The sequence below is a fragment of the Anaerobacillus sp. CMMVII genome (assembly GCF_025377685.1).
In the GTDB taxonomy this organism is placed as follows: Bacteria; Bacillota; Bacilli; order Bacillales; family Anaerobacillaceae; genus Anaerobacillus.
In genome coordinates, this window is the sequence record NZ_JACEHK010000010.1 from 342,074 (window position 1) to 365,095 (window position 23,022).

General features: G+C 36.9%; 24 protein-coding genes. 23 read left to right on the forward strand and 1 reads right to left on the reverse strand.

The window, feature by feature from the left end:
* Positions 1-228 precede the first annotated feature (228 nt).
* The 14 genes from hisC to H1D32_RS15345 all read left to right on the forward strand — a co-directional run bounded on the left by hisC (position 229) and on the right by H1D32_RS15345 (position 14,138).
* The gene (gene hisC, locus H1D32_RS15280; RefSeq protein ID WP_261179138.1) at positions 229-1,314 is read left to right on the forward strand and encodes a histidinol-phosphate transaminase; all 1,086 of its coding nucleotides are present in this window, start codon (positions 229-231) and stop codon (positions 1,312-1,314) included.
* A gap of 95 nt (positions 1,315-1,409) precedes the next feature.
* On the forward strand, positions 1,410-2,513 hold the full coding sequence (locus tag H1D32_RS15285) for a prephenate dehydrogenase (RefSeq protein ID WP_261179139.1): 1,104 nt from the start codon (positions 1,410-1,412) through the stop codon (positions 2,511-2,513).
* 134 nt (positions 2,514-2,647) lie between these two features.
* Positions 2,648-3,931 (forward strand): 3-phosphoshikimate 1-carboxyvinyltransferase, encoded by a 1,284-nt coding sequence (gene aroA / locus H1D32_RS15290; RefSeq protein ID WP_261179140.1) that lies wholly within the window; start codon positions 2,648-2,650, stop codon positions 3,929-3,931.
* 313 nt (positions 3,932-4,244) lie between these two features.
* Positions 4,245-5,174: a hypothetical protein gene (locus H1D32_RS15295; protein ID WP_261179141.1), complete on the forward strand. Its 930-nt coding sequence runs from the start codon at positions 4,245-4,247 to the stop codon at positions 5,172-5,174.
* 340 nt (positions 5,175-5,514) lie between these two features.
* The gene (locus H1D32_RS15300; protein WP_261179143.1) at positions 5,515-6,777 is read left to right on the forward strand and encodes a tetratricopeptide repeat protein; all 1,263 of its coding nucleotides are present in this window, start codon (positions 5,515-5,517) and stop codon (positions 6,775-6,777) included.
* Positions 6,778-7,201: 424 nt separating this feature from the next.
* Positions 7,202-8,242 (forward strand): hypothetical protein, encoded by a 1,041-nt coding sequence (locus H1D32_RS15305; protein ID WP_261179144.1) that lies wholly within the window; start codon positions 7,202-7,204, stop codon positions 8,240-8,242.
* A gap of 202 nt (positions 8,243-8,444) precedes the next feature.
* Positions 8,445-8,996 carry a ReoY family proteolytic degradation factor gene (locus H1D32_RS15310; protein WP_261179145.1) on the forward strand — a complete coding sequence of 184 codons (552 nt, stop codon included), beginning with the start codon at positions 8,445-8,447 and terminating at the stop codon, positions 8,994-8,996.
* 129 nt (positions 8,997-9,125) lie between these two features.
* Positions 9,126-9,602: a YpiF family protein gene (locus H1D32_RS15315; protein WP_261179146.1), complete on the forward strand. Its 477-nt coding sequence runs from the start codon at positions 9,126-9,128 to the stop codon at positions 9,600-9,602.
* Between the two features lie 117 nt (positions 9,603-9,719).
* A complete protein-coding gene (locus tag H1D32_RS15320) occupies positions 9,720-10,220 on the forward strand; it encodes a ubiquinol-cytochrome c reductase iron-sulfur subunit (protein WP_261179147.1) in 501 nt (166 codons plus the stop codon).
* A 13-nt stretch (positions 10,221-10,233) separates the two neighbouring features.
* Positions 10,234-10,905: a menaquinol-cytochrome c reductase cytochrome b subunit gene (gene qcrB, locus H1D32_RS15325; protein WP_261179148.1), complete on the forward strand. Its 672-nt coding sequence runs from the start codon at positions 10,234-10,236 to the stop codon at positions 10,903-10,905.
* Between the two features lie 39 nt (positions 10,906-10,944).
* Positions 10,945-11,721 (forward strand): menaquinol-cytochrome c reductase cytochrome b/c subunit, encoded by a 777-nt coding sequence (locus H1D32_RS15330; RefSeq protein WP_261179149.1) that lies wholly within the window; start codon positions 10,945-10,947, stop codon positions 11,719-11,721.
* Positions 11,722-11,857: 136 nt separating this feature from the next.
* On the forward strand, positions 11,858-12,454 hold the full coding sequence (gene lhaT / locus H1D32_RS15335; RefSeq protein ID WP_261179150.1) for a lipoprotein heptaprenylglyceryl N-acetyltransferase LhaT: 597 nt from the start codon (positions 11,858-11,860) through the stop codon (positions 12,452-12,454).
* A 57-nt stretch (positions 12,455-12,511) separates the two neighbouring features.
* Positions 12,512-13,300 carry a sporulation protein YpjB gene (gene ypjB / locus H1D32_RS15340; protein ID WP_261179151.1) on the forward strand — a complete coding sequence of 263 codons (789 nt, stop codon included), beginning with the start codon at positions 12,512-12,514 and terminating at the stop codon, positions 13,298-13,300.
* Positions 13,301-13,460: 160 nt separating this feature from the next.
* A complete protein-coding gene (locus tag H1D32_RS15345) occupies positions 13,461-14,138 on the forward strand; it encodes a zinc metallopeptidase (RefSeq protein WP_261179153.1) in 678 nt (225 codons plus the stop codon).
* Positions 14,139-14,349: 211 nt separating this feature from the next.
* Here the strand turns inward: H1D32_RS15345 and H1D32_RS15350 are convergent, their stop codons facing one another.
* Positions 14,350-15,225, reverse strand: coding sequence for a YitT family protein (locus tag H1D32_RS15350; RefSeq protein ID WP_261179154.1), 876 nt, complete (start codon positions 15,223-15,225; stop codon positions 14,350-14,352).
* A 258-nt stretch (positions 15,226-15,483) separates the two neighbouring features.
* Between H1D32_RS15350 and H1D32_RS15355 the strand changes: the two genes are divergently transcribed.
* The 9 genes from H1D32_RS15355 to panC all read left to right on the forward strand — a co-directional run bounded on the left by H1D32_RS15355 (position 15,484) and on the right by panC (position 23,006).
* Positions 15,484-15,813, forward strand: coding sequence for a nucleotide pyrophosphohydrolase (locus H1D32_RS15355; protein ID WP_261179155.1), 330 nt, complete (start codon positions 15,484-15,486; stop codon positions 15,811-15,813).
* A 14-nt stretch (positions 15,814-15,827) separates the two neighbouring features.
* Positions 15,828-16,634 (forward strand): 4-hydroxy-tetrahydrodipicolinate reductase, encoded by an 807-nt coding sequence (dapB, locus tag H1D32_RS15360; RefSeq protein ID WP_261179156.1) that lies wholly within the window; start codon positions 15,828-15,830, stop codon positions 16,632-16,634.
* Positions 16,635-16,650: 16 nt separating this feature from the next.
* A complete protein-coding gene (gene mgsA / locus H1D32_RS15365; RefSeq protein WP_261179157.1) occupies positions 16,651-17,049 on the forward strand; it encodes a methylglyoxal synthase in 399 nt (132 codons plus the stop codon).
* Positions 17,025-17,762 carry a bacillithiol biosynthesis deacetylase BshB1 gene (bshB1, locus tag H1D32_RS15370; protein WP_396126210.1) on the forward strand — a complete coding sequence of 246 codons (738 nt, stop codon included), beginning with the start codon at positions 17,025-17,027 and terminating at the stop codon, positions 17,760-17,762. Before mgsA ends, bshB1 begins: the two co-directional genes overlap by 25 nt.
* Entirely contained in the window at positions 17,759-18,901 is a 1,143-nt protein-coding gene (bshA, locus tag H1D32_RS15375) for an N-acetyl-alpha-D-glucosaminyl L-malate synthase BshA (RefSeq protein ID WP_261179158.1), read from the forward strand. Before bshB1 ends, bshA begins: the two co-directional genes overlap by 4 nt.
* Before the next feature lie 17 nt (positions 18,902-18,918).
* Positions 18,919-20,076 (forward strand): CCA tRNA nucleotidyltransferase, encoded by a 1,158-nt coding sequence (locus H1D32_RS15380; protein ID WP_261179159.1) that lies wholly within the window; start codon positions 18,919-18,921, stop codon positions 20,074-20,076.
* A complete protein-coding gene (locus H1D32_RS15385; protein ID WP_261179160.1) occupies positions 20,069-21,028 on the forward strand; it encodes a biotin--[acetyl-CoA-carboxylase] ligase in 960 nt (319 codons plus the stop codon). Before H1D32_RS15380 ends, H1D32_RS15385 begins: the two co-directional genes overlap by 8 nt.
* Positions 21,029-21,324: 296 nt before the next feature.
* A complete protein-coding gene (panB, locus tag H1D32_RS15390; protein WP_261179161.1) occupies positions 21,325-22,161 on the forward strand; it encodes a 3-methyl-2-oxobutanoate hydroxymethyltransferase in 837 nt (278 codons plus the stop codon).
* Positions 22,158-23,006 carry a pantoate--beta-alanine ligase gene (gene panC / locus H1D32_RS15395; RefSeq protein ID WP_261179162.1) on the forward strand — a complete coding sequence of 283 codons (849 nt, stop codon included), beginning with the start codon at positions 22,158-22,160 and terminating at the stop codon, positions 23,004-23,006. The genes panB and panC overlap by 4 nt, the downstream gene beginning before the upstream one ends.
* The last annotated feature ends 16 nt before the right edge of the window (positions 23,007-23,022 follow it).

Consider the following 23,022-nt stretch of genomic DNA (forward strand, 5'->3'; position numbering starts at 1 on the left):
CTTTTTTCTCCGGCAGGTTATTTGTCCTGAGGGGCTAGTCAGGGGAGCTAGACAAGAAAAGCTCACCTGACTTGAAAGCCCCGAATAGCAAATGTTCTGACGGTGAAAAAGTGTGAACTTTCCCTTTTTTCTCCGGCAGGTTATTTGCCCGAGAGGCTAGTCAGGGGAGCTAGACAAGAAAGCTCGATGGAAAAGTAGGATCAAATTTCGTGAATTGAGGTGTAAAAGATGAAAGTGAAACAGCAACTTATCGGGCTCCCTCCTTATAAACCTGGAAAGCCGATTGAAGAAGTAAAAAAACAGTTTGGATTAGCAGAAGTCATTAAACTTGCTTCAAATGAAAATCCTTTTGGATGTTCGAAATTTGCAAAACAAGCAATTAGCGAAGCATTAGATAATTTAGCGATCTATCCAGACGGTTATGCAGCTACGATTCGCACTGATGTTGCCAATGTCTTGAAAGTAAAGGAAGACCAGCTTATATTTGGAAATGGCTCTGATGAGATTATTCAAATTCTATGTCGGGCATTATTAAGTCCTGAAACAAATACGGTATGCGCTGTTCCTTCTTTTCCCCAGTATAAACATAATGCAGTAATTGAAGGTGCAGAAGTTCGCGAAGTTACTTTGATTAATGGAGTTCATGATTTAGAGGGGATGCTCGCACAAATTGACGAGAATACCCGTATCGTTTGGGTTTGTAACCCTAATAATCCTTCTGGTACATATGTATCTGCCGAAAAGTTTAAAGAATTCATTGCGAGGGTCCCTAAAGATGTCCTAGTTGTGAGTGACGAAGCTTACTATGAGTATGTCGTGGCTGAAGACTACCCGGAAACGATCCCTTTACTAAAAGAGTACGAAAACTTAATGGTTTTAAGGACGTTCTCTAAAGCTTACGGTTTGGCTTCGTTACGAATAGGTTATGGAGTTGGAAATCCACAATTCATTGAGAAAATAGAACCGGCACGAGAACCGTTTAATACTTCTTTACTTGCACAGGTTGCTGCAAGTGCTGCTTTAGGGGATCAGCAATTTATTAGTTCTTGTAAGTCTCAAAATCGTGAAGGGCTTGAACAGTTTTATTCGTTTTGCAATGAATATAAGTTAGACTACTATCCTTCGCAAGGAAATTTTATCTTAATTGATTTAAAGAAACCAGGAAATGATAGTTTTAATTATTTGTTAGCTAGAGGTTTTATTGTTCGCTCAGGTGAAGCATTAGGATTTCCTACATCACTTAGAATAACAGTTGGGAATGCAAGGCAAAATGATGCTATCATTGAAGAACTGAAAAATTTTTTAAATAGTTAATTGTGTAGAGTGTGGGGTGTAAGGAATTGGTGTTTCCGATTCTTAACTAACTCTACACTCTATCATTTATAGATTGAAATGGGGGAGAAGAAACATTGATTAGGAAAGTGTTTGTCATTGGATTAGGATTGATAGGTGGTTCAATCGCCTTAGCAATAAAAAAAGAACATTCCAATGCCCTAGTATTCGGTTATGATATAAAAGAAGATCAACTGAAAATGGCAAAATCCTTAGGAGTTATTGATGAATATGTAGAAGATATAAACGAAGGAGCTACCAATGCTGACTTAATTATATTAGCAACTCCTGTTACAAAAACAGAAGAACTTATTGACATATTGGTAAACTGTGAGTTGAAACCATCAGCGATTATTACAGATGTAGGAAGTACAAAAGAAAAAATCGTTGAAAAGGCAAGAGCTTTTAATGACAAAAAAGTGGCATTTATTGGTGGTCATCCAATGGCTGGCTCCCATAAAACAGGGGTTGACGCTGCTAGGGCTCATCTCTTTGAAAATGCCTTTTACATTTTGACTCCTTCACCACAAACAAATATGAACAAAATTATTCAGCTTCAAAATTGGCTGAAAGGAACCAAAGCAAAATTTATAGAAATGTCTCCAAAACAACATGACGAACTTGCAGGTGTTATTAGTCATTTTCCTCATATTATTGCAGCTAGCTTAGTACACCAAGTAGCGAAAATGGAGGAAGAGCAACCTGAGCTCTCAAATCTAGCTGCAGGAGGTTTTCGTGATATTACAAGAATTGCCTCCGCTAGTCCAATTATGTGGCGAGACATCCTAATTCATAACAAAGAGACCTTGTTAAAGCTCTTAACTCGTTGGCAAGAGGAAATGGATTATGTGAAGCAATTAATAGATAATGCTGAAGCAGGGCAGATCTTTGAGTATTTTCAAGCGGCCAAAACGTTTAGAGACGAACTACCAGTAAAACAAAAAGGAGCAATTCCATCTTTTTATGATTTGTATGTAGATGTTCCTGATCACCCTGGGGTTATCTCTGATGTAACAGGAATATTAGCTAGACAAGAAATTAGTATTACGAACATTCGGATTTTAGAAACTCGTGAGGATATTATGGGTGTGCTCCGACTGAGCTTTAGATCTGACCAAGACCGGGATCGTGCATTATCTTGTTTACAGGAGCATTTATACGAGGGCTACATAAGTTCTTAAAGCTTCTCCATTAAACGACAATCTATTGTATGAACGTAAAGCATAGTATAAAAAATGATTTTCAGCACAAATACATAGTTGAAAATGAATGATAGATGGTATCGATTATTCGAAATATAGAGAGGTGGTCAATCATGACAAAAAAAGTTGTCGAACGTGTTCAACAATTAAAAGGAACAATTAAAGTTCCTGGTGATAAATCGATTTCACATCGGGCTGTTATGTTTGGTGCAATTGCAAATGGGACAACAACGGTAGAAGGATTCTTGCCGGGTGAAGATTGTTTAAGTACGATTTCCTGTTTTCAAAAACTTGGTGTTAAAATCGAGCAGGAAGAAGAAAGTGTGACTGTTCATGGAAAAGGTTGGGAAGGACTACGAGAGTCTTCTGAAATATTAGATGTAGGGAATTCCGGAACGACAACTCGCTTAATGTTAGGGATTTTAGCCACACGACCTTTTCACTCTATTGTAATTGGAGATGCTTCAATTGCCAAAAGGCCAATGGCCAGAGTCACAGCACCCCTAAAACAAATGGGAGCTCAAATAGATGGTCGCAATGAAGGGGATTTTACTCCACTGGCCATACGGGGGGGACAAACCAAAGCGATTAACTACATGTCACCTGTCGCAAGTGCTCAAGTAAAGTCTGCCATCCTACTTGCTGGTTTGCAAAGTGAAGGGGTGACAACTGTAACGGAACCACATAAATCTCGTGATCATACGGAGCGAATGTTGAAGGCGTTTGGAGTCGAGTTAGAAGAAAACGAACTTTCTGTTTCGGTTCGTGGTGGACAAGCGTTGCAAGGACAACATGTTGTTGTGCCTGGAGATATTTCTTCAGCAGCTTTCTTTTTAGTAGCTGGTGCGATTATCCCTAATAGTGAAATCAAATTAATGAATGTTGGTGTAAATACAACACGAACTGGAATTATTGATGTACTACTTCAAATGGGTGCTGAACTTGAAATAACGAATGAAAAGATCATTAACGAAGAAAGAATGGCTGATTTAACCATTAGGACATCAAAACTAAACGGTATTGAAATTGGTGGCGAGATCATTCCACGCCTAATCGACGAAATTCCAGTTATCGCTATTTTAGCTACACAAGCAAATGGGACGACTATTATTAAAGATGCCCAAGAGCTAAAAGTCAAAGAAACAAACAGAATTGATACTGTGGTAAATCAGTTGAAATTATTGGGTGCAAACATTGAAGCAACCGAGGATGGGATGATTATCCACGGACCTACGCTATTGTCGGGTGGGAAAGTAGCAAGTTTTGGGGACCACAGAATTGGAATGTCTATGGCTATTGCCGGCCTAGTGGCTAATCAACCAGTAGAAATAGATGAAATTGAAGCTGTCGATGTATCTTATCCGAACTTTTTTCAACATTTAGAGGAATTAATTTAATATAAAAAATTTTCAGAATATTTATTGACAGCTCATAATTTCAAGACTATAATGAAAGTATTCAGTTCCCATTTTAACGATTTTTAGTTAGTTATACTTAGTGCTTAATGTTGCGGTATAACTTCAATTCTCCACTCCAACCAATTTTCCTGCCTTCACGGGCAGGAGCTTTTTTTTGTTGTGATTGAATTATATAGGATAAGAAAATTTAGGTATATGATGTTCCTTCCTCACATAGCTTGTCTATAAGAAAGTTTTAAAAAAGAAAGCGTCCATACGGGTTTGGCGCTTTTATGATGTGAAGGAGGGCAAAATGAGTTATATAATTGAGAATACGCTAACAAACCTCTACGGTGTAGAACATAAAAATTCGTATATTATTGAAGGTTCGAAAGTTATTTATAGTTCAAAGCACCTTTCCAAATATCGTCACTTCCGAGTTAACACAAACCAGTTTGTGTTAACACCTGGTTATATCATGATTGATTTCGGTATTCTTACGATTGATGATTTTCAAGGTTTTAAAGATGGTATGAAACACTTACAAACCATTGGTTGCACAACGTTAATTACAGCATGTGATGTCCAGGTAGAGGATCAAATCGATAGAGAGTTAAAGAGAGCTAAGCACGCATTAATAAACAGTAGTATTGACTATTTACTAGGAGTGAAAATACCTCTTAAGAAGCTAACTCCCACGCTCGTAAGAAAATGCTGTAAATACAAAGTTCCAATCTTGTTTACTGAGATTAATGCCCCAGAAGACATTCACACGATCCAATGGCAATGGATTCGTAATGAGCTTTTTCCTTACCAAATCATGATTGTTCCTATCTGGAATATTTCTGCTCCTGCATGGAAGCTCCGTAAATTAAAATCTGATTGGGATGACGTATTAACCAAGAATAAGATTTTGACACAACAAGACTCTCCTTCAGAACATACACCATTACCAAAACAGTTTTTATTTAATATTGGCCTGTATCCGATGAAGGGTTCTTTACAAGTAGGAACTGATGCAGACTATTTACTGTTCTCTAGTAAAGGTTTAGTTGATAATGAAAGTGATCTTGGGGAACTCTATCCCGACGTTGTTATCGCGAATGGAATAGTAAAAAAGGCAGGGTCCAACGTTATAATGCAGCCAGGATGTGGAAAGGAGCTAATTGTAAATATTCCACGGAGGTTTAATCCAATTAGCAATGCGTTTCAGTCCGATGCTATATCTATTGATTATTATTAATAGAAATGTCTATAATTATAGTACTCCTTTAATGCCCACCAAATTAGCGGTGGCTTTTCTTTTTTAAAGGCTGTTTTCGTAAACTTTGTTGCTTTTAGGTCGTAACCAAGCATTCGCTTGGTTACGACCTAAAAGCTAATAGCAACAATCTTTTAGAAAAGAGCGTTTTTAAAAGATAGGATGTTATATCTTAGATGAGGCAACCCAAGCTTGCGAGGTCGGACCTTTTGTAGGGGCTAAGCAGGGAAAAAAAGTAAACACACTTTTTCCTAGGAAAAAGCACACAATGCTTACGAAAAGATCCATAAAATAAAATGAATGAACGGATAGGAGCGGGAACATGAATATAGGACTAAAAAAATCGTTGCAGTTTATTGAAGAGGGGAAGATGGAAGAGGCGCTTGCCTTGTTGCAACAGGTAAATGCAACTGGTGATCACGAAACAAAATATTCTGTAGCAGAAATTTACTATGAATTAGGATTAGTAGATTTAGCTAAAGCAATCATCGAAGAGCTTTTACTACTATACCCTGATGAGGGTGAACTATATACTTTTATGGCTGAGCTATTAATAGACTTAGATGAGGAAGATGAAGCTATTGAAATTCTTTTGGAAATTAAAGAAAGTGATCCTGTGTTTGTTCAAGGGCAACTTCTATTAGCAGATCTGTACCAACTTCAAGGATTAGATGAAGTGGCTGAACAAAAACTATTAAGTGCAGAAGCGTTAGTTCCTGATGAGCCAGTCGTTTTATTTGGTTTAGGGGAATTTTACTTGTTTAGAGGTGATTACTTAAAATCAATCCCTTACTATAAAAGAGTTTTACCTTTCCAGGAAGAGTTAGATGGAACAAATATTGCTTTACGTTTAGCTGAGGCATACAGCGCGAGTGGAGCCTTTGAAGAGGCGTTGACGTTTTATGAAAAAGGAATTAGCGATGATTCACCAATTGATGCTCATTTCGGCTATGGTTACACAGCGTTTCAAATAGGTGAATACACGACAGCAATTGCTCATTTTGAAAAAGTAATAGACATGGACGAGAGCTATTCAAGCGTTTATTCCTACCTAGGAGAAGCCTATGAAGAAGAAGGTAAAATCTATGAAGCTTTACAAATTTTTAAAAAGGGAATTGAGATTGATGAGTTTAATGAAGCACTATACGTTCAAGGAGCGAGAGTTTCGTTAAACAACGGCTATATTGATGAGGGTGAAAGTTACTTAAGGAAAGTGTTAGCGATTAATCCAAGCAACTTTGAGGGGGCAAAGATGCTCGCTAGTTTATTGAAGAAGGAAGAACGTTTTGAAGACCTTCAAGAATTAATTAATTTTTTAAAGGAGCAAGGCGAAGAAGATCCACTATTTGATTGGTTTCTAGCAACTGCTAAGCGAAACCTAGATGATGATCCTAATGTTATCGAAAATTATGAAGAAATTTTTGAGCAACTCTCATATGACAGTGACTTCTTAGAGGAATTTGGACAAGTCCTTTTAGAAAATGGATTCCTAAAAAAGGCAATCAATATCTTTGAAATGGCACTTAAATTAGACCCTTCAAAAGATGAACTAAAACAATTACTGTTTGAATTAGAGAATGATTGATCATACAGTTATGAATAAATCAGCAGCTACTTAGTGATATGTGGGGTAAAAAGATTATGATATTTATTGGCTGTTTTCGTAAACTTTGATGCTTTTAGGTCGTCTTTTGAGAATAAATAAGCTTCACGCAAGCATGAAGAACCAAGCATTCGCTTGGTTACGACCTAAAAGCTAGTAGCAACGACTTTTTAGAAAAGAGCGTTTGCCAGAGATTATTGCTTTTAAATTTGCTAGTAATGACAAGAGATATATCAAGGTCTCAGGGGCATCTTTTCTAACATGCGATGGCTGTAAACATATAAATAGGAACGATTATTTTAATCGGTATCTAAAAAGCCACAATATTTACGAAAAGAGCCTATTTATTAAATAAGAAATAAAAAAAAGTTCATACTATAGAATAGTAATCCTAGATGAGAGTACGGTGAATAGTATGAACTTAATGGATGTCCTGCTTTTTCAAGATAGAAATGAATTAATCAAACTAGTAAAAGAGAGAGAAGTCGCCTTTAACCTTAATTCTAAACGAGAATTGGTAGAAGTACTTTATCCGATGCTACTAAATTCCGAACACATTTCTGCGAAATTTGACTCTCTTACTAACGAAGCTCAAAAGATTGTTTTAGCCTTATGCTACGACCAAAAGCTGTTTCTATCCAAAGAAGAGTTATACGGTTTAACACCCAGTCTAGATACAATTACTTTTCAAAAGGTAATTGAGGAACTTACTGCAAATGGATTTTTATTTTGTTATGTGAATCGTAATTATTTGATTCCTTCGCAAATTAAAAAGCAGTTAGTACGTTCAATACATTTAAAAATTGAAGACTATCGTTTAGTCTTACCGGCTACGGCTCTTGATGCTGAGATTAGCATTGTCAATGATTTATTTGTATTTATTGATTATGTGCAAGAGAAGCCATTGTCACTGACAAAAACAGGAGTTATTTATAAAAAAGACTTTCAATCAATGATGAATCATTTTAGATACAAAGAAACACTTCCAAATGAACAATGGCGGTTTGGCTATGGTCGCCGCTTTTCTCAATATCCGGATCGTTTTTCATTGTTATATGATTTTTGTTTTGAAAATGGTTGGCTTCTTGAAAAAGAAGGGGTGCTTACGGTACAGCCTTGTGTTGAAGACCTATATGACATGCGGCTACCACAGTTGATGAAAAGTATTATCACGTACTGGCAAAAACTTTATCGTCGACCATTTCCTACTGTGCGACTCTTATATCAAATTCTTTTGGATTCACTAACAGAGGGTGAAGCCCTTGAAGAAGAACCACTTATCTCCTTCCTCACCCCTTTTGTAAATGAGTACTATTTTGATAACAAAGAGGATATTATTACAAAACGTTTTTTTTATATGCTTGAATACATGGATGTCATCAAGAGGGTAGAGTTTCATAACATTTCTGGATTTACCGTGGGTCCGAGTCTGAAATTTCTGAAGTAATAGTTAATATTAAAAAATATCTGTTTTTTAGAGGAATTTTGACTTTGTAAACGAATAAATACATAGTAAGGATTTTTAGAAGAAAACAGATTAAACGTGGGGTGCAAGAGCAGATTCTAGCGCTTTGTTTTAAAAGAAAGTATCGTGATTTAATAGATAATGTCAGCTCTAGCGCTTTTCTTAATAGGGGAGGGGAAATGATATGAGTAGCACGATCTCAGTTTTAGAAAAAAAAGATTTTTTAAAGTGGTTTTTAAACAATTATCAGTTAAAACGAAGAGAATGTGCCTGGTTGCTAAATTACTTAATGAGTGACGACCACCTAATGGAAAAAGTTCACTTTGTAGAAAATGCTGAATACTGCCCAAAATCTTTAATCATTTCGGCTAATGACGTCGATTGTATCCCTTTTAGCTTCCACAAACGACAACACGTCACGATGGATGCGGAAAAATCATTCCATGATATTCGCTTAAACAAAGAAGAGGAAATCTATATTCAACTTAATTTTAAAAATGCTAAAACAAATCCTCAATACGTATCAGTTCTAGAAGATAATCCGTTTACCCCAATCGACAAGGAAACAGAAAAAATCTTCAGTTTATTTGCAGACTTAATTATTGACCAAGCGAAATATCAATTTGAAAAAACGCGACTTCTTCAGTTGATTGATGAAGCTTTGGATACTGGGGATAAAGAAAGTTTTCTTAAATATAGTGCCATGTTAGCAAATATAAAAGCCCTTAAAGAATAAGGGCTTTTATATTTGTTTATATTATACAAGGAATAGATTTATAAAAGAGGAAATGCTTCAATTTTGTGGTTAACTTTCCCATTAGGTATAATATAGAGGAGTCAAACCATAGAGGAGGAATTAAAAGCAATGAAGTGGCAAGCAAAGGAAATTGATCTTTATTTACAAGCGAAGGAATACGTGGACACGGCGATTCTTTCACTTGTTCCAATTAACTGGGGAAGTGAGATTAAAAGTACTGTTCAAATGGGTGAATTTATCACGTTAATCAGTGATGAGCTAGAGAGACAATTTAAAGGAAGAGTGCTCCAATTCCCATCATTTACATATTTGAAAACAGAAGGTCTAGATGAGCGTTTACAAAGGGTCAATGCCTTAGATGAGCACTTAAAGAGCAATGGCTTTGAACATATTATTTACGTAACATCTGATATTGAGTGGAAGCAGATTGAGGGCGATATGATGGATACATTACTTTGGATCCCGTCGATTCCGTTAGAACATATGGAGCAAAAATACAAAATGGAAACACTTTCTAACCAAATTAAGCAAATGTTACCAATTCTTACTAATAAGTGGCAAAAACCGAAAAATGAAGAGAATTAACTCTATCATTTTATTGACAGTGATAATGTTATTAAAGTATCATGATTATGTCCTAGTATAATGAGTATTACAATAGTCCGGAGGGACTTATAATAAAATGTTGGGAGGGAAATGTAAGTGAGTGAAAAAGAGCATAAAGTTTCAAGACGTCAGTTCTTGAACTATACGTTAACAGGTGTTGGAGGATTTATGGCTGCAGGTATTACGTTACCGTTGGTTCGTTTTGCCCTCGATCCAGCTTTACAAACAGGCGCAGAAACGGACATGGTAGCTGTAGCCCAAGTAAGCCAACTTTCAAATGAACCGAAGCGATTTGACTTTAAAATAGACCAAGTTGATGCTTGGTATGAATCAGAAGTCTCTAGATCTGCTTGGATTTATGAGGAAGGCGGAAAAATTATTGCACTTTCGCCAGTTTGTACACATTTAGGCTGTACAGTTGACTGGAATACAAGTGATGAGCATCAAAATCGCTTCTTCTGCCCATGTCATTATGGTGCTTTTGAGAAGGATGGTAAGAACGTTGACCGTACTCCGCCAACACAACCGTTATTTGTGTATGACTTAGAAGTACGAGACGGCACTGTTTATTTAGGAAGACCAAGACCACAAGTGTAAGGAGGCGTAATCAATGTTAAATAAGATTTATAATTGGGTAGACGAACGACTTGATATTACGCCTATGTGGCGTGATATTGCTGATCATGAAGTGCCAGAGCATGTTAATCCGGCGCATCACTTTTCAGCATTTGTATATTGCTTTGGGGGCTTAACATTTTTCATTACAGTTATTCAAATCTTATCTGGTATGTTTTTAACAATGTATTATGTACCAGATATCATTAATGCTTATCAATCTGTTTATTACTTACAAAATGAAGTTACGTTTGGAGTTATCGTACGTGGAATGCATCACTGGGGTGCTAGTTTAGTAATTGTAATGATGTTCTTACATACATTACGTGTTTTCTTTACAGGATCGTACAAAAAACCTCGTGAGTTAAACTGGATTGTAGGGGTACTTATTTTCTTTGTTATGTTAGGTTTAGGTTTTACAGGTTACTTACTTCCTTGGGATATGAAAGCTTACTTTGCAACAGTTGTAGGCCTTCAGATTGCTGAAAGTGCACCTCTAATTGGAGGATTTGCGAAGACATTATTAGCAGGTGGAGAAATTATTGGGGCTCAAACGCTAACTAGATTCTTTGCGATCCATGTATTCTTCTTACCAGGTGCTTTACTTGGTTTACTTGGAGCTCACTTTGTGATGATCCGTAAACAAGGGATTTCTGGACCACTTTAAAAAACATTCGTTAAGATAAGGCGAAAAGGAGGGAAAACTATGCATCGTGGGAAAGGAATGAAATTTGTCGGGGACTCTCGTGTACCGGCAGAAAGAACACCGAACATTCCTAAGGATTATTCCGAATACCCTGGGAAAACAGAAGCATTCTGGCCAAACTTTCTACTTAAAGAATGGATGGTTGGTGCAGTTTTCTTAGTTGGTTATTTAATGTTAACAGTGAGTCATTATTCACCACTTGAACGAGTGGCGGATCCAACTGACGCTAGTTATATTCCATTACCAGACTGGTATTTCTTATTTTTGTATCAATTATTGAAATATGAGTTTGCTTCAGGGGATTACACAGTTCTGGGAGCAGTAGTTATTCCGGGAATTGCTTTTGGTGCGTTATTACTTGCGCCATTCTTAGATAGAGGACCAGAACGTCGTCCAATTAAGCGACCAATTGCTTCAGGTTTAATGTTGCTTGCAATTGCTTCTATTATTTGGTTAACGTACGAATCAGTTGCTAACCATGACTGGGAAGCTGCTGCTAAACAAGGTGCAATTGTAGAAGAAAAGCAAATCGATATGGAACATGAAGGCTATCAGATCTGGCTTACTCAAGGTTCTTGTATTAACTGTCATGGTGAAAATATGGCTGGTAACCCTGGGGTTGCTCCATCAGTATTTGAACATGGCTATACAAAAGAAGAGATCATTGACATTATTGTAAATGGTAAGGGTATTATGTCAGGTGGGTTATTTACTGGTACGGATGAAGAACTTGAAATCTTAGCAGAATACATAGCTGCTGATGGTACACCTGAATAAAGTTGAAAAAAGCTGACATTTTTGTCAGCTTTTTTTGTAAGTGAAGGGTATGGTAAAATATAGAAAAGGTGCTATGCCACTCACAACAAGAGTGGAAAAATAATAACAATACATACTTATGATTAGGAGATATGCAATGATTAATTATTTTATTCGGATGCTCAGGGAACCTTGGGTTCTTTTTATTTTACTAGTTGCAAATCTATTAGGGACAATTTATGGATATTGGTGGTACAAAGAACAGTTGGCGATAACACCAGCTCAATTTTATATATTTGTTCCTGATAGCCCAACTGCTAGTCTATTTTTAGTGTTTGTGCTTGCTGCGTTTCTACTGAAGAAAAATTGGCCATTAATGGAGGCGTTTGCAGCAGTAACCCTAATTAAATATGGAGTTTGGGCAGTTGTGATGAATATTGCTGCAGGGGTGGCTGGTGCGACATTATCCTGGCAAAACTATATGTTAATTGCCTCGCACCTAGCAATGGCTGTACAGGCATTACTTTTCGCGCCATATTTCCGTATTAAACCGTGGCACCTTGTAGTCGTCTCAGTCTGGACTTTACATAATGATATCATTGATTACGTATTTGGGATGCACCCTTGGGTCTCGAGGGTATTACTAGATTACATTGCAGAGATAGGTTATTTTACTTTTTGGTTGAGTATCCTTTCAATTGTATTAGTTTATCTATTTGCTGTAAGAAAAAATCGTTTTAAGCTTAATTTATAGGTCTACTCTTGTCCAACTCTTCATAGGATTTAATTAGAAAGAAGAGGAGGGACAGGCATGCACAAGAAGATGCTCGTTTTTATTTGGTTATTTTTTCTTGTTTTTACTACTCAAGTTCATGCTGAAAAGGACTTAGATCAAGATGCGTGGCGGAATCTAAATCACACGGCTGATAAGGTTCTTCAGCTCGTTAAGGAAGAAAAATATAGCGATGCAAAACAATTGATGGACTTTTTTTCCAAGCAATTCTTAGCTATTCGTTATGAGGATCAAGATTTATCTATGACCCATTTACGCTTAATTACAACTTCCTATGAACGTGCGATGGGGGCGGTAACTAGTGCTAATGCTAGCCACGAAGAGCGAATTTTGGCTGTTTCTGAATTTCGTTTAGTAATTGATGCTCTCGTTTCGGATCATCATCCACTTTGGAAAAATACAGAGACTCAAGTGATGAATTACTTTGCAAAGATGCGTGAAGCAATTTCTAGTGGTGAAAATAGCTCTTTTCAACATCATTTTAACGGCTTTCTACAACGTTACGCGGTTATTCGTCCAGCAATCATGATAGATCTATTACCGCATCAATTTCAAAGAATTGATTCACACGTAAAGTATGTTGAAAGATACAGAGCAACAATTATTACAGATAAGGAAAAGGCCAAGCAATTGAAATTAATGGAGGAGGACTTTGCAAGGCTTTATAAAGGCTTTGAGGAAGATCAAGCCGATCCATCTTTATGGTGGGTAATAATCTCAACAGGAGGGATGATTTTATTGTCATTATCCTATGTAGGTTATAAGAAGTATAGAGGTGAAAAGAATAAAGTGAAGATGAAACAATGATACCAATCAAAGGTGCGTCACGAGGGCAGCACAATCTAGTTGAAGTGGAACGAACATTCATTCAATTGACAGGAATGAAAACTTTGACTAAAATTGATGTTAATAACTACTGAGAAGATAATCATTCTACTCAAAAAAAATTACGGAGGTTTAGACATCAATGGGTTTCTTAATTTATTTTGCCTTACTTATCCTAATCCCACTATGGGCACAGATGAAGGTAAAAAGTGCGTACAAGAAGTATTCTAAAGTACCGGCTTCTTCAGGAATGACAGGAGCACAGGTAGCACGAAAGATATTGGATGATAACGGACTTTATAATGTCACAGTAGAACCAATTCAAGGAAAACTGACGGATCATTATGACCCACGGGCAAAAGCAGTTCGCTTATCAGAAGAAAACTATTATGGCCATTCAGTTGCAGGTGCTGCTGTTGCCGCTCACGAAGTTGGTCATGCGATGCAAGACGCTGAAGAATATGCATTTTTGCGTTTCCGTCATGCGTTAGTTCCAGTAGCTAATTTTGGGTCAAACAGTGCGATCTTTATTATTTTAGCTGGTATATTAATGCAAATGTCTGGTTTACTCCTATTAGGGATTATTTTTATGGCTGGTGCCGTGTTATTCCAGTTAGTGACTTTACCAGTTGAATTTAATGCTTCTAGTCGAGCAATGGAACAAATTGTTTCAGTTGGTGTAATTCGTAACAATGAAGAGCGAGAAACTAAGAAGGTCTTGGATGCTGCGGCCTTAACATACGTAGCAGCAGCACTAGTTGCAGTCATGGAACTTTTACGTTTTGTACTAATGTATGTTGGAATGCGTAGTGATGATTAATAAAGTTATTGATGGGTCACATTTTTTGTGGTCCATTTTTTTTTATGAATGATGATAATTAATAATTATAAATTAATAATTATAAATTATTTATGCTGAATTATGAAAACCGTTTGTGAAATTTTCACAAACGGTTTTCAATTCAAAACTCAAAACTCAAAACTCAAAACTCAAAACTCAAAACTCAAAACTCAAAACTCAAAACTTGTACTCAGTGCTCAATTGGCCGCTTATATTCATCTAACGTAAAGCCTTCACCGATAACATCTTGAACGTCATTTACTGTAACGAAGGCGTGTGGGTCTATCTTTTCGATAATAGTTTTTAAACGGATGATTTCATTCCTACTGACAACACAGTACAAAATTTCTTTTTCTAAGCCGGAAAAGCTACCCGTTCCTTTTAAAATGGTAACACCGCGATCCATTTGCTGGAGAATAACTGAAGAAATTTCCCTAGACTTATCTGAAATAATGAACGCAGCTTTCCCAGAGTAAGCACCTTGAAGCATAAAATCAATCACCTTCGCGCTAATGAATACAGCGACTAACGTATACATAGCTTCACGATAATCTAAATAGAGAATTAAAGAAGAAATGATAACTGCAGCGTCAAACATAAACATCGTTTTACCCATGCTCCAACCATAATATTTGAAGCCGAGACGGGCGATAATGTCAACTCCTCCAGTAGTTCCACCAAAACGAAATACAATCCCAAGACCAACTCCAATAAATACGCCAGCGAATAAAGCAACAAGTGTCATGTCATCATGGAGAAGAATTTCTAGAAACCGAAACCGTTGAAAAATAAATAAGAATAAGGAGAGGCTAAACGTTCCAATGAGAGTATAGATAAATGAATTTCTCCCAAGTACCTTCCATCCAATAAAGAATAGTGGAATATTCAATAGTAAGTTCGTATAGGCTGGATCGAAATTAAAGATAAAAAACAGTATTAAGGTTATCCCAGTAAAGCCACCGTCAGCTAGATTGTTTTCCATATTGAAATAAACAAGTCCAAATGACATAATTGCCGCGCCTAACATAATAAAAAGAACGTTTTTTAGTTTTATTGGTGTATTCATAGCAACAAATTCCTTTACACTAAAGTTATGATTCCTATTATAGCTAAGTTTTTACAATAAATAAAACAGGGCTATAATAGTTAATAGTTTAGAGTGTAAAGTTTAGAGTTATGTAGGGTTTTGCTTCGAAGCTTTACTTGAATAACTTAAAACTCAAAACTAATAAATAGCTTTACACTCTAAACTTTAAAAATAAATATTTGTCAAATCATGCAGATTTAGCTAACATGTAAACTAGAAGCAAAATGAGGTGATTTTGTGAACGAGAAAAATCTAAAAGATATCCAAAACGAAGTTGATCTCTATATAAGTCAATATAAGGAAGGGTATTTTAGTCCTTTGGCAATGCTTGCAAGGATGACGGAGGAGTTAGGTGAGTTAGCCCGTGAAGTAAATCATTATTACGGAGAAAAGCCTAAAAAATCTTCAGAAGATGACAAATCAATGGAACAAGAGTTAGGTGATTTATTTTTTGTTTTAGTTTGTTTTGCAAATTCTTTAAACATTGATTTAGAAGAATCCTTTGATCTTGTCATGGAGAAGTTTAGAACGCGTGACAAAGATCGTTGGACGAAAATAGAAGAGTAAAGGGGTTAGTAATTATGACACAACCAATTATTAAAGTTGCAATCACTGGTGCAAGAGGGAAAATGGGACAGGAAGCTGTCCGTATGGTTACATCTACGCCTCATTTTCAACTAGTTGCCGCAATTGATACGAAAGATGAGGGGAAATTGCTTTCTCAAATAGAGGGAATGCCTAATGTAGACGTACCTATGTATATTGATTTACATAAAGCTCTATCAGAACAAGAGGTAGACGTGTTAGTAGACTTAACCAACCCAAAGGTTGGAAGAAAACATATGGAAATTGCCTTTGAGCATGGAGTAAGGCCAGTAGTAGGAACAACCGGTTTCACTGATCAGGATGTCGAAGAATTATCGAAAATTACAGAAGAAAAAGAGTTGGGCGCTATTATTGCTCCAAACTTTGCAATCGGGGCAATTCTAATGATGAAATTTTCACAAATGGCAGCAAGGTACTTACCTGATGTTGAAATCATTGAAATGCATCATGATAAAAAACTCGATGCACCATCAGGAACTGCGGTAAAAACGGCACAAATGATTTCTGAAGTTCGAGAACCAAAACAGCAAGGGAATCCAGAAGAAAAAGAAGAACTAGTAGGTGCTAAAGGCGCAGAGTTCCAAGGAATGCGAATTCACAGTGTTCGCTTACCTGGACTTGTAGCTCATCAAGAAGTGATATTTGGAGGCGTAGGACAAACATTGACAATAAGACATGACTCCATTGATCGTAGCTCCTTTATGCCAGGAATTCGCCTAGCGGTTGAAACTGTAATGAAGCTTGATTTGTTAGTGTACGGGTTAGAAAATATTATTGAATAAAGGGGAAGATTCCATAATGAAGATAGCTTTAATTGCCCACGATAAAAAGAAACCTGATATGGTTCAATTCGCTATTGCCTATGAGTCAATATTGAAGGAACATAAAATATATAGCACAGGGACAACCGGAACAAGAGTTATGGAGGCCACTTCCTTACAAATTGAAAGATTTCAATCGGGTCCTCTAGGTGGGGATCAACAAATCGGTGCTTTAGTAGCAAAAAATGAAATGGACTTGGTACTATTTTTTAGAGATCCACTAGCCGCTCAAGCACACGAGCCAGATATCACTGCCTTAATTCGCTTATGTGATGTTTACGGTATCCCACTTGCTACAAACATGGCGACAGGCGAAATTTTAGTGAAAGGCCTTGCTAGAGGAGACTTTGAATGGAGAAAAATTGTCAACCCATGATTACTGAACAAAATGTCCAGCTATTAGCTTTTGGTGCCCATTCTGATGATGTTGAAATTGGAATGGGGGGCACAATTGCTCAATATTGTCGCCAAGGCCAGGAAGTGGCGATTTGTGATTTAACAAAGGCTGAATTATCCTCAAATGGTAACGTGGAGCTTAGACAAAAAGAAGCATGGAAAGCCCAAAGCGTGTTAGGAGTAAAAACTAGAATACAACTTGACATTGCAGATCGTGGGATTGCTATGACTGATGAAAATGTAAAAAAAGTCGTCTCTGTCATTCGGAAACTTCGACCACAAGTGGTATTTGCCCCTTATTACGAGGATCGCCACCCTGATCATGGCAATTGTGCGAGTCTTGTAAAAGAAGCAATTTTCTCAGCAGGAATTAAAAAATATCAAGATGAACTAAACTTGCCTGCACATAAAGTAGATTCTTTCTATTATTACATGATTAATGGTTTCCATAAGCCATCATTTATTATCGATATTTCAGCTGAAATAAACATCAAAATTGAAAGCCTAAATGCTTATGAAAGCCAATTTAGTAAACAACCGGGTAGTATTGATACACCTTTGACGAATGGGTATCTTGCATCGGTTTTAGCGAGGGAAAGTTTATTTGGAAAAGAAGTAGGTGTTGAATATGGAGAGGGTTTTATATCTGAGCAACCGCTTCTTATTCAGCAGTTATTGAGGGAGAAGAAATGAAACTTAAAATAGGAATTACTTGTTATCCTACTGTTGGTGGCTCAGGAATCATTGCTACTGAACTAGGAAAACTTTTAGCAGAAAAAGGTCATCAAATTCATTTTATTACTTCAGGCGTACCATTTCGTTTAGATAAAGTGTATTCAAATATTTTTTATCATGAAGTAGAGGTTAATCATTACTCAGTGTTTCAGTATCCACCATATGACATAGCTTTAGCTAATAAAATGGCTGCTGTGGCTCAAAGAGAACAGTTAGATATCCTTCATGTTCATTATGCAATTCCTCATGCCATTTGTGCTTTTTTAGCAAAAGAAATGGTTGGGGGAAATCTTAAAATTGTCACAACACTACACGGAACTGATATTACCGTTTTAGGAAATGACCATTCACTTAGTGAAATTATTCGCTTTGGAATTGAAAAATCAGATGCTGTCACAGCTGTTTCAGTTGACCTAATCGAACAAACAGAGCAACTTTTACATACAACCAGTCCCATTGAGCCTGTGTATAATTTTATCGATCAGCGCGTTTACTACAAAAAAGAATGTGGTTGTTTACGAAAAGAATACAAAATTGCCGATCATGAAAAAGTAATTATTCACGTCTCTAATTTCCGTTCTGTTAAACGGGTTCCTGACGTTGTTCGAAGCTTTGCAAAGATCATAGAGCACGTCGATGCGAAATTATTGCTCCTTGGGGATGGTCCAGAATATTCTAAGGTTTGCCAACTCGTAAAACAACTAGGGATACAAGATAAAGTTTTATTTTTAGGAAACCAAAAGCATGTCGCAGATTTTTTATCGATCAGTGATTTAATGATGCTTCTTTCGGAAAAAGAGAGTTTTGGCTTAGTTTTACTAGAGGCAATGGCTTGTCAGGTTCCGGTTATTGGGACAAATGCTGGAGGTATTCCAGAGGTAATTGCAGATGGTGAAACCGGATTTATCTGTAACGTTGGTGATGTTGATACAATTGCTGCCAGAGCCATAGAGATTTTAACGAATGATGAACTTCATGAGCAGATGGCAAAGAAATCCTTAATCAGAGCAAAAGAACATTTTAGTCAAGAGATCATTATTTCAAAATACGAAGATATTTACTATACCGTTTTGAACAATGAAAAAGGACTTAAATAGAAAGAAGGATCAAGCTCATGAAGAGTATTTTCTTTCATCACGCAAAAGAGGTTATCGCTAAATTAGAAAAGGCTGGTTATGAGTCATACATCGTGGGTGGAGCAGTTCGAGATCACTTATTACAAAGGGATATTCACGATATTGATCTCGCTACATCTGCTAGGGTCGAAGAAATAGAACGACTATTTCCAAGAACCATTGATGTTGCTATTAAACATGGGACTGTCATTGTTCTTCATGGTAATCAGTCTTTTGAGGTCACTAGTTTTCGCGGAAACTGTTTATTGGAAGATCTTAAGCTACGAGACTTCACAATGAACGCGATCGCTCTAACGGGTAATGGGCAAATCATTGATCCTTATTTTGGACATAAAGATATTCAAAATAAGGTCATTCGCGCTGTTGACAATCCTTTAGAACGTTTTAGCGAAGATCCACTCCGAATGTTACGAGCGATCCGCTTTGTTAGTAAATTATCCTTTTCCATAGAGAAAGAAACAGAATCTGCAATTGAAATCTATGGTCATAACATTAATAAGGTAGCAATTGAAAGGGTTTCTGTAGAATTAGAAAAAATTTGGTTCGGACAAAATGTTGTGAGCGCTTGGCGGAAATTTTTAGATACAAAGCTGATGAATAAAATTGAGCACCTTAGACCGCTCCAGCCAGCCTTGACTGATGAAAAGATTATTAGAACATTCCCCAGGCTTCATACAGTTACTGAAATATGGTCTGTCCTTTTGTTTACTAAACATGAATTACGAGTGAAAGAATTTTTAAAACAATGGAAACAACCTAATAAGGTCATTACGGAAGTGGAACTTATTTTATCACGATTAGAGCGATGTCTTAATCAAGGGCTTACTGCAGAGGATTTATATGATTTTGGGCTTGCTACTAGCAAGAAGGCTGAACGGATAAGAGCAGCTCTCTTAAATGAAGAGGCCGATCTCAGTAAAATTGAAGCTGCTTTCCAAGCGCTTCCTATCACGGAGAAAAAACAATTGGCTATAAAAGGAACTGATGTAGTAAAATTTTTAACAAAAGATGACCCGAAATCTCGTATAAGTGAACTGTTAACGCTAGCAGAGAAAGCTGTTCTTATGAAACAGGTAGAAAATCAAAAGGATGAAATCATTCACTGGTTACAAAAGGAGGGCTTCATTCATGCGTAGTAAGTTATTACAGATGCTAATTGACCACCAAGGTGATTTTGTCTCAGGAGAAGCGATTAGTCAATTTTTAGGCTGTTCAAGAACTGCTGTTTGGAAGCATATAGAAGAGCTTCGAAAGGCGGGCTATAAGCTAGAAGCAGCACCAAGAAAAGGATATCGAATCATCCATCAACCCAATCTAGTAACTGAAAATGAAATCAAAGCAGGACTTTCAACAACCTATATAGGAAAAACTGTTGTTTATGAAAAATCAGTTCCATCGACCCAAGGAATTGCTCATCGCTTAGCAAGTGAAGGGGCTAAAGAAGGAACGTTGGTAGTTGCAGATGAGCAGGTAAGTGGTAAAGGAAGATTAGGTAGACCTTGGCTTTCTCAAATTGGGACGGGTATTTGGATGAGTTTGATTTTAAAACCGAAAATCCCACCCCAGCGAGCCCCACAATTAACACTTTTAGCAGCTGTGGCTGTCATTCGAGGAATCCATGAGTATACGAACATTCAGTGTGATATAAAGTGGCCTAACGATATTTTATTAAATGGCAAGAAGTTAGTTGGGATCCTTACAGAGATGCAGGCAGACCCAGATCAAATTCATTCTGTGATCATTGGGATCGGAATTAATGTTAATCAAAACAACTTTCCTGAAGAGATTAGCGATATAGCGACTTCACTTAAAATTGAAAAAGGTGAGGAAATTAACCGTGCAGGATTGCTGCAAAGCATTATGGTTCAATTCGAACAACTCTATGAGCTGTTTTTAAAAGATGGGTTTAGTCAGGTTAAATTAATGTGGGAAGCTTATGCGACTACAATTGGTCGGAGAATTACTGCGAGAACTATTTCTGGTTCATTAGAAGGCTATGCCAGTGGAATTACTGATGAAGGTGTCTTATTATTAGAAGACGATTTTGGAAAGGTACATAAAATATACTCTGCTGATATAGAATTTTAAATTCACAAAATCTTGAAATTCTGATATACTAAATGCGAAATGGGCAGTATCCTATAGAACTGCACCGAATCGGTTGTAACTTTTTAAAAAAATTAGTCTGCCTTGATCCATAAGGACTAGGACAGAGGGATAATGAAACTAACCAAAATTTGCTTACACAGAAACTCTAATTTTTCTGTTATGCTAATTTTTAATCCTTCTCTCCTATTTTGGAGAGAAGTTTTTTAGTTTTGACAGAAAAATTGGAATGAATAGTTTCATCTTTACTCCTCTGATACCAAAAAGGAGGAAAACGAATGAAAACCACAGCAACGTTTAAAGAAATGAAGCGTAAGAAAGAAAAAATAGCGATGTTAACTGCTTATGATGCACCTTCAGCAAAATTAGTCGAGGAGGCCGGTATAGATGTAATTCTAGTAGGGGACTCCTTAGGTATGGTTGTCCTCGGTTACGACTCGACAATTCCGGTTACTCTTGAGGATATGATTTTACACACGAAGGCTGTAAAACGTGGGGCACGTAACACTTTTATTATTACAGATATGCCATTTTTAACGTATCATTCGACATTAGCTGAAACAATGAACAATGCAAAGCAGCTGATGCAAGAAGCTGGGGCGCATGCAGTAAAGCTAGAAGGAAATGGTCAGGTTATTGATAAAATTGAACACTTAACGAAAGCTGGAGTTCCTGTTGTTGCCCATTTAGGTTTAACTCCACAATCTGTAGGTGTAATGGGTGGTTATCGGGTTCAAGGCAAAGATGCCGAGACAGCCAAACATTTAATTGAGGATTCAAAACTAGTTGAGGTTGCAGGTGCATCTATGCTTGTTTTAGAATGTGTCCCAGCCCCGCTAGCAAAACTAATTTCAGAACAGCTAACGATCCCTGTTATTGGTATAGGTGCTGGAAGTGATACCGATGGGCAAGTCCTTGTATACCATGATTTAATTGGATATGGTAGCGGTCATGTCCCAAAATTTGTAAAGCAGTATGCAAATATTACTAGTAGTATTTTAACTGCGGTTGGTGAATACGTAAAGGAAGTTAAAACAGCACAATTTCCTGAAGAAAAGCACACATTTACGATGAAAAGTGAAGAGTTACACCGCTTGTATGGAGGAGAAGCATGATAATTGCTCGAACGATTACCGAATTACAAAAAATAGTCTTAGAAAAAAAGAAACAGAGGAAAAGCATTGGGTTTGTTCCAACTATGGGTTATTTGCACGAAGGTCATCTCTCGTTAATTGAAAAAGCAAAAAAACATGATGATTTCATTGTGTTAAGTATTTTTGTTAATCCTCTACAGTTTGGACCAAATGAGGACTTTGATCGATATCCAAGAGACTTTGAGAGAGACGAAATGCTAGCAAACTCCGCAAATGTAGATGTTATTTTTTACCCAGATGTTAACGAAATGTATCCGAATGACCTAAGTGCGACGATTTCTGTCAAAAAAGGTGTTGGGGTATTATGTGGCAAGTCCCGTCCAGGCCATTTTGATGGTGTCGCAACAGTTGTGTTAAAATTGTTTAACATTGTTCAACCGACAAGAGCCTACTTTGGGATGAAAGATGCTCAACAAGTGGCTGTTATTGAAAATATGGTTGCTGACTTTAATCTCCCTGTAAATGTCATGAAATGTGATACTTTACGAGAAGAGGATGGTTTAGCTAAAAGTTCTCGAAATGTTTATCTTACAAATGATGAAAGAAACGAAGCGACTGAAATCTACGCTAGCTTAAAACAGGCACTTGGGCTAATTGGTGCTGGGGAAAGAAACCCTAATGTAATAAAAGAGACCATAAAAGCTCATTTGCAAGCGAAAACAAGCGGAAGTGTTGATTATATAGAGCTTTTAGCTTATCCAAGTTTAAAAGAAGTAGATACTCTTGAAGATGAAATTATTATCGCCATTGCCTTAAAATTTCGGCAGGCACGACTAATAGATAATGTGACAATAACGATTAAATAACCTTAATTGGGAGGAA

Bases quoted from the DNA above. Each gene is read 5' to 3' on its own strand.
- hisC (WP_261179138.1), top strand. From the start codon at position 229: ATGAAAGTGAAACAGCAACTTATCGGGCTCCCTCCTTATAAACCTGGA.
- aroA (WP_261179140.1), top strand. From the start codon at position 2,648: ATGACAAAAAAAGTTGTCGAACGTGTTCAACAATTAAAAGGAACAATT.
- H1D32_RS15295 (WP_261179141.1), top strand. From the start codon at position 4,245: ATGAGTTATATAATTGAGAATACGCTAACAAACCTCTACGGTGTAGAA.
- H1D32_RS15300 (WP_261179143.1), top strand. From the start codon at position 5,515: ATGAATATAGGACTAAAAAAATCGTTGCAGTTTATTGAAGAGGGGAAG.
- H1D32_RS15310 (WP_261179145.1), top strand. From the start codon at position 8,445: ATGAGTAGCACGATCTCAGTTTTAGAAAAAAAAGATTTTTTAAAGTGG.
- H1D32_RS15315 (WP_261179146.1), top strand. From the start codon at position 9,126: ATGAAGTGGCAAGCAAAGGAAATTGATCTTTATTTACAAGCGAAGGAA.
- qcrB (WP_261179148.1), top strand. From the start codon at position 10,234: ATGTTAAATAAGATTTATAATTGGGTAGACGAACGACTTGATATTACG.
- H1D32_RS15330 (WP_261179149.1), top strand. From the start codon at position 10,945: ATGCATCGTGGGAAAGGAATGAAATTTGTCGGGGACTCTCGTGTACCG.
- lhaT (WP_261179150.1), top strand. From the start codon at position 11,858: ATGATTAATTATTTTATTCGGATGCTCAGGGAACCTTGGGTTCTTTTT.
- ypjB (WP_261179151.1), top strand. From the start codon at position 12,512: ATGCACAAGAAGATGCTCGTTTTTATTTGGTTATTTTTTCTTGTTTTT.
- H1D32_RS15345 (WP_261179153.1), top strand. From the start codon at position 13,461: ATGGGTTTCTTAATTTATTTTGCCTTACTTATCCTAATCCCACTATGG.
- H1D32_RS15350 (WP_261179154.1), bottom strand. From the start codon at position 15,225: ATGAATACACCAATAAAACTAAAAAACGTTCTTTTTATTATGTTAGGC.
- dapB (WP_261179156.1), top strand. From the start codon at position 15,828: ATGACACAACCAATTATTAAAGTTGCAATCACTGGTGCAAGAGGGAAA.
- mgsA (WP_261179157.1), top strand. From the start codon at position 16,651: ATGAAGATAGCTTTAATTGCCCACGATAAAAAGAAACCTGATATGGTT.
- bshB1 (WP_396126210.1), top strand. From the start codon at position 17,025: ATGGAGAAAAATTGTCAACCCATGATTACTGAACAAAATGTCCAGCTA.
- bshA (WP_261179158.1), top strand. From the start codon at position 17,759: ATGAAACTTAAAATAGGAATTACTTGTTATCCTACTGTTGGTGGCTCA.
- H1D32_RS15380 (WP_261179159.1), top strand. From the start codon at position 18,919: ATGAAGAGTATTTTCTTTCATCACGCAAAAGAGGTTATCGCTAAATTA.
- H1D32_RS15385 (WP_261179160.1), top strand. From the start codon at position 20,069: ATGCGTAGTAAGTTATTACAGATGCTAATTGACCACCAAGGTGATTTT.
- panB (WP_261179161.1), top strand. From the start codon at position 21,325: ATGAAAACCACAGCAACGTTTAAAGAAATGAAGCGTAAGAAAGAAAAA.
- panC (WP_261179162.1), top strand. From the start codon at position 22,158: ATGATAATTGCTCGAACGATTACCGAATTACAAAAAATAGTCTTAGAA.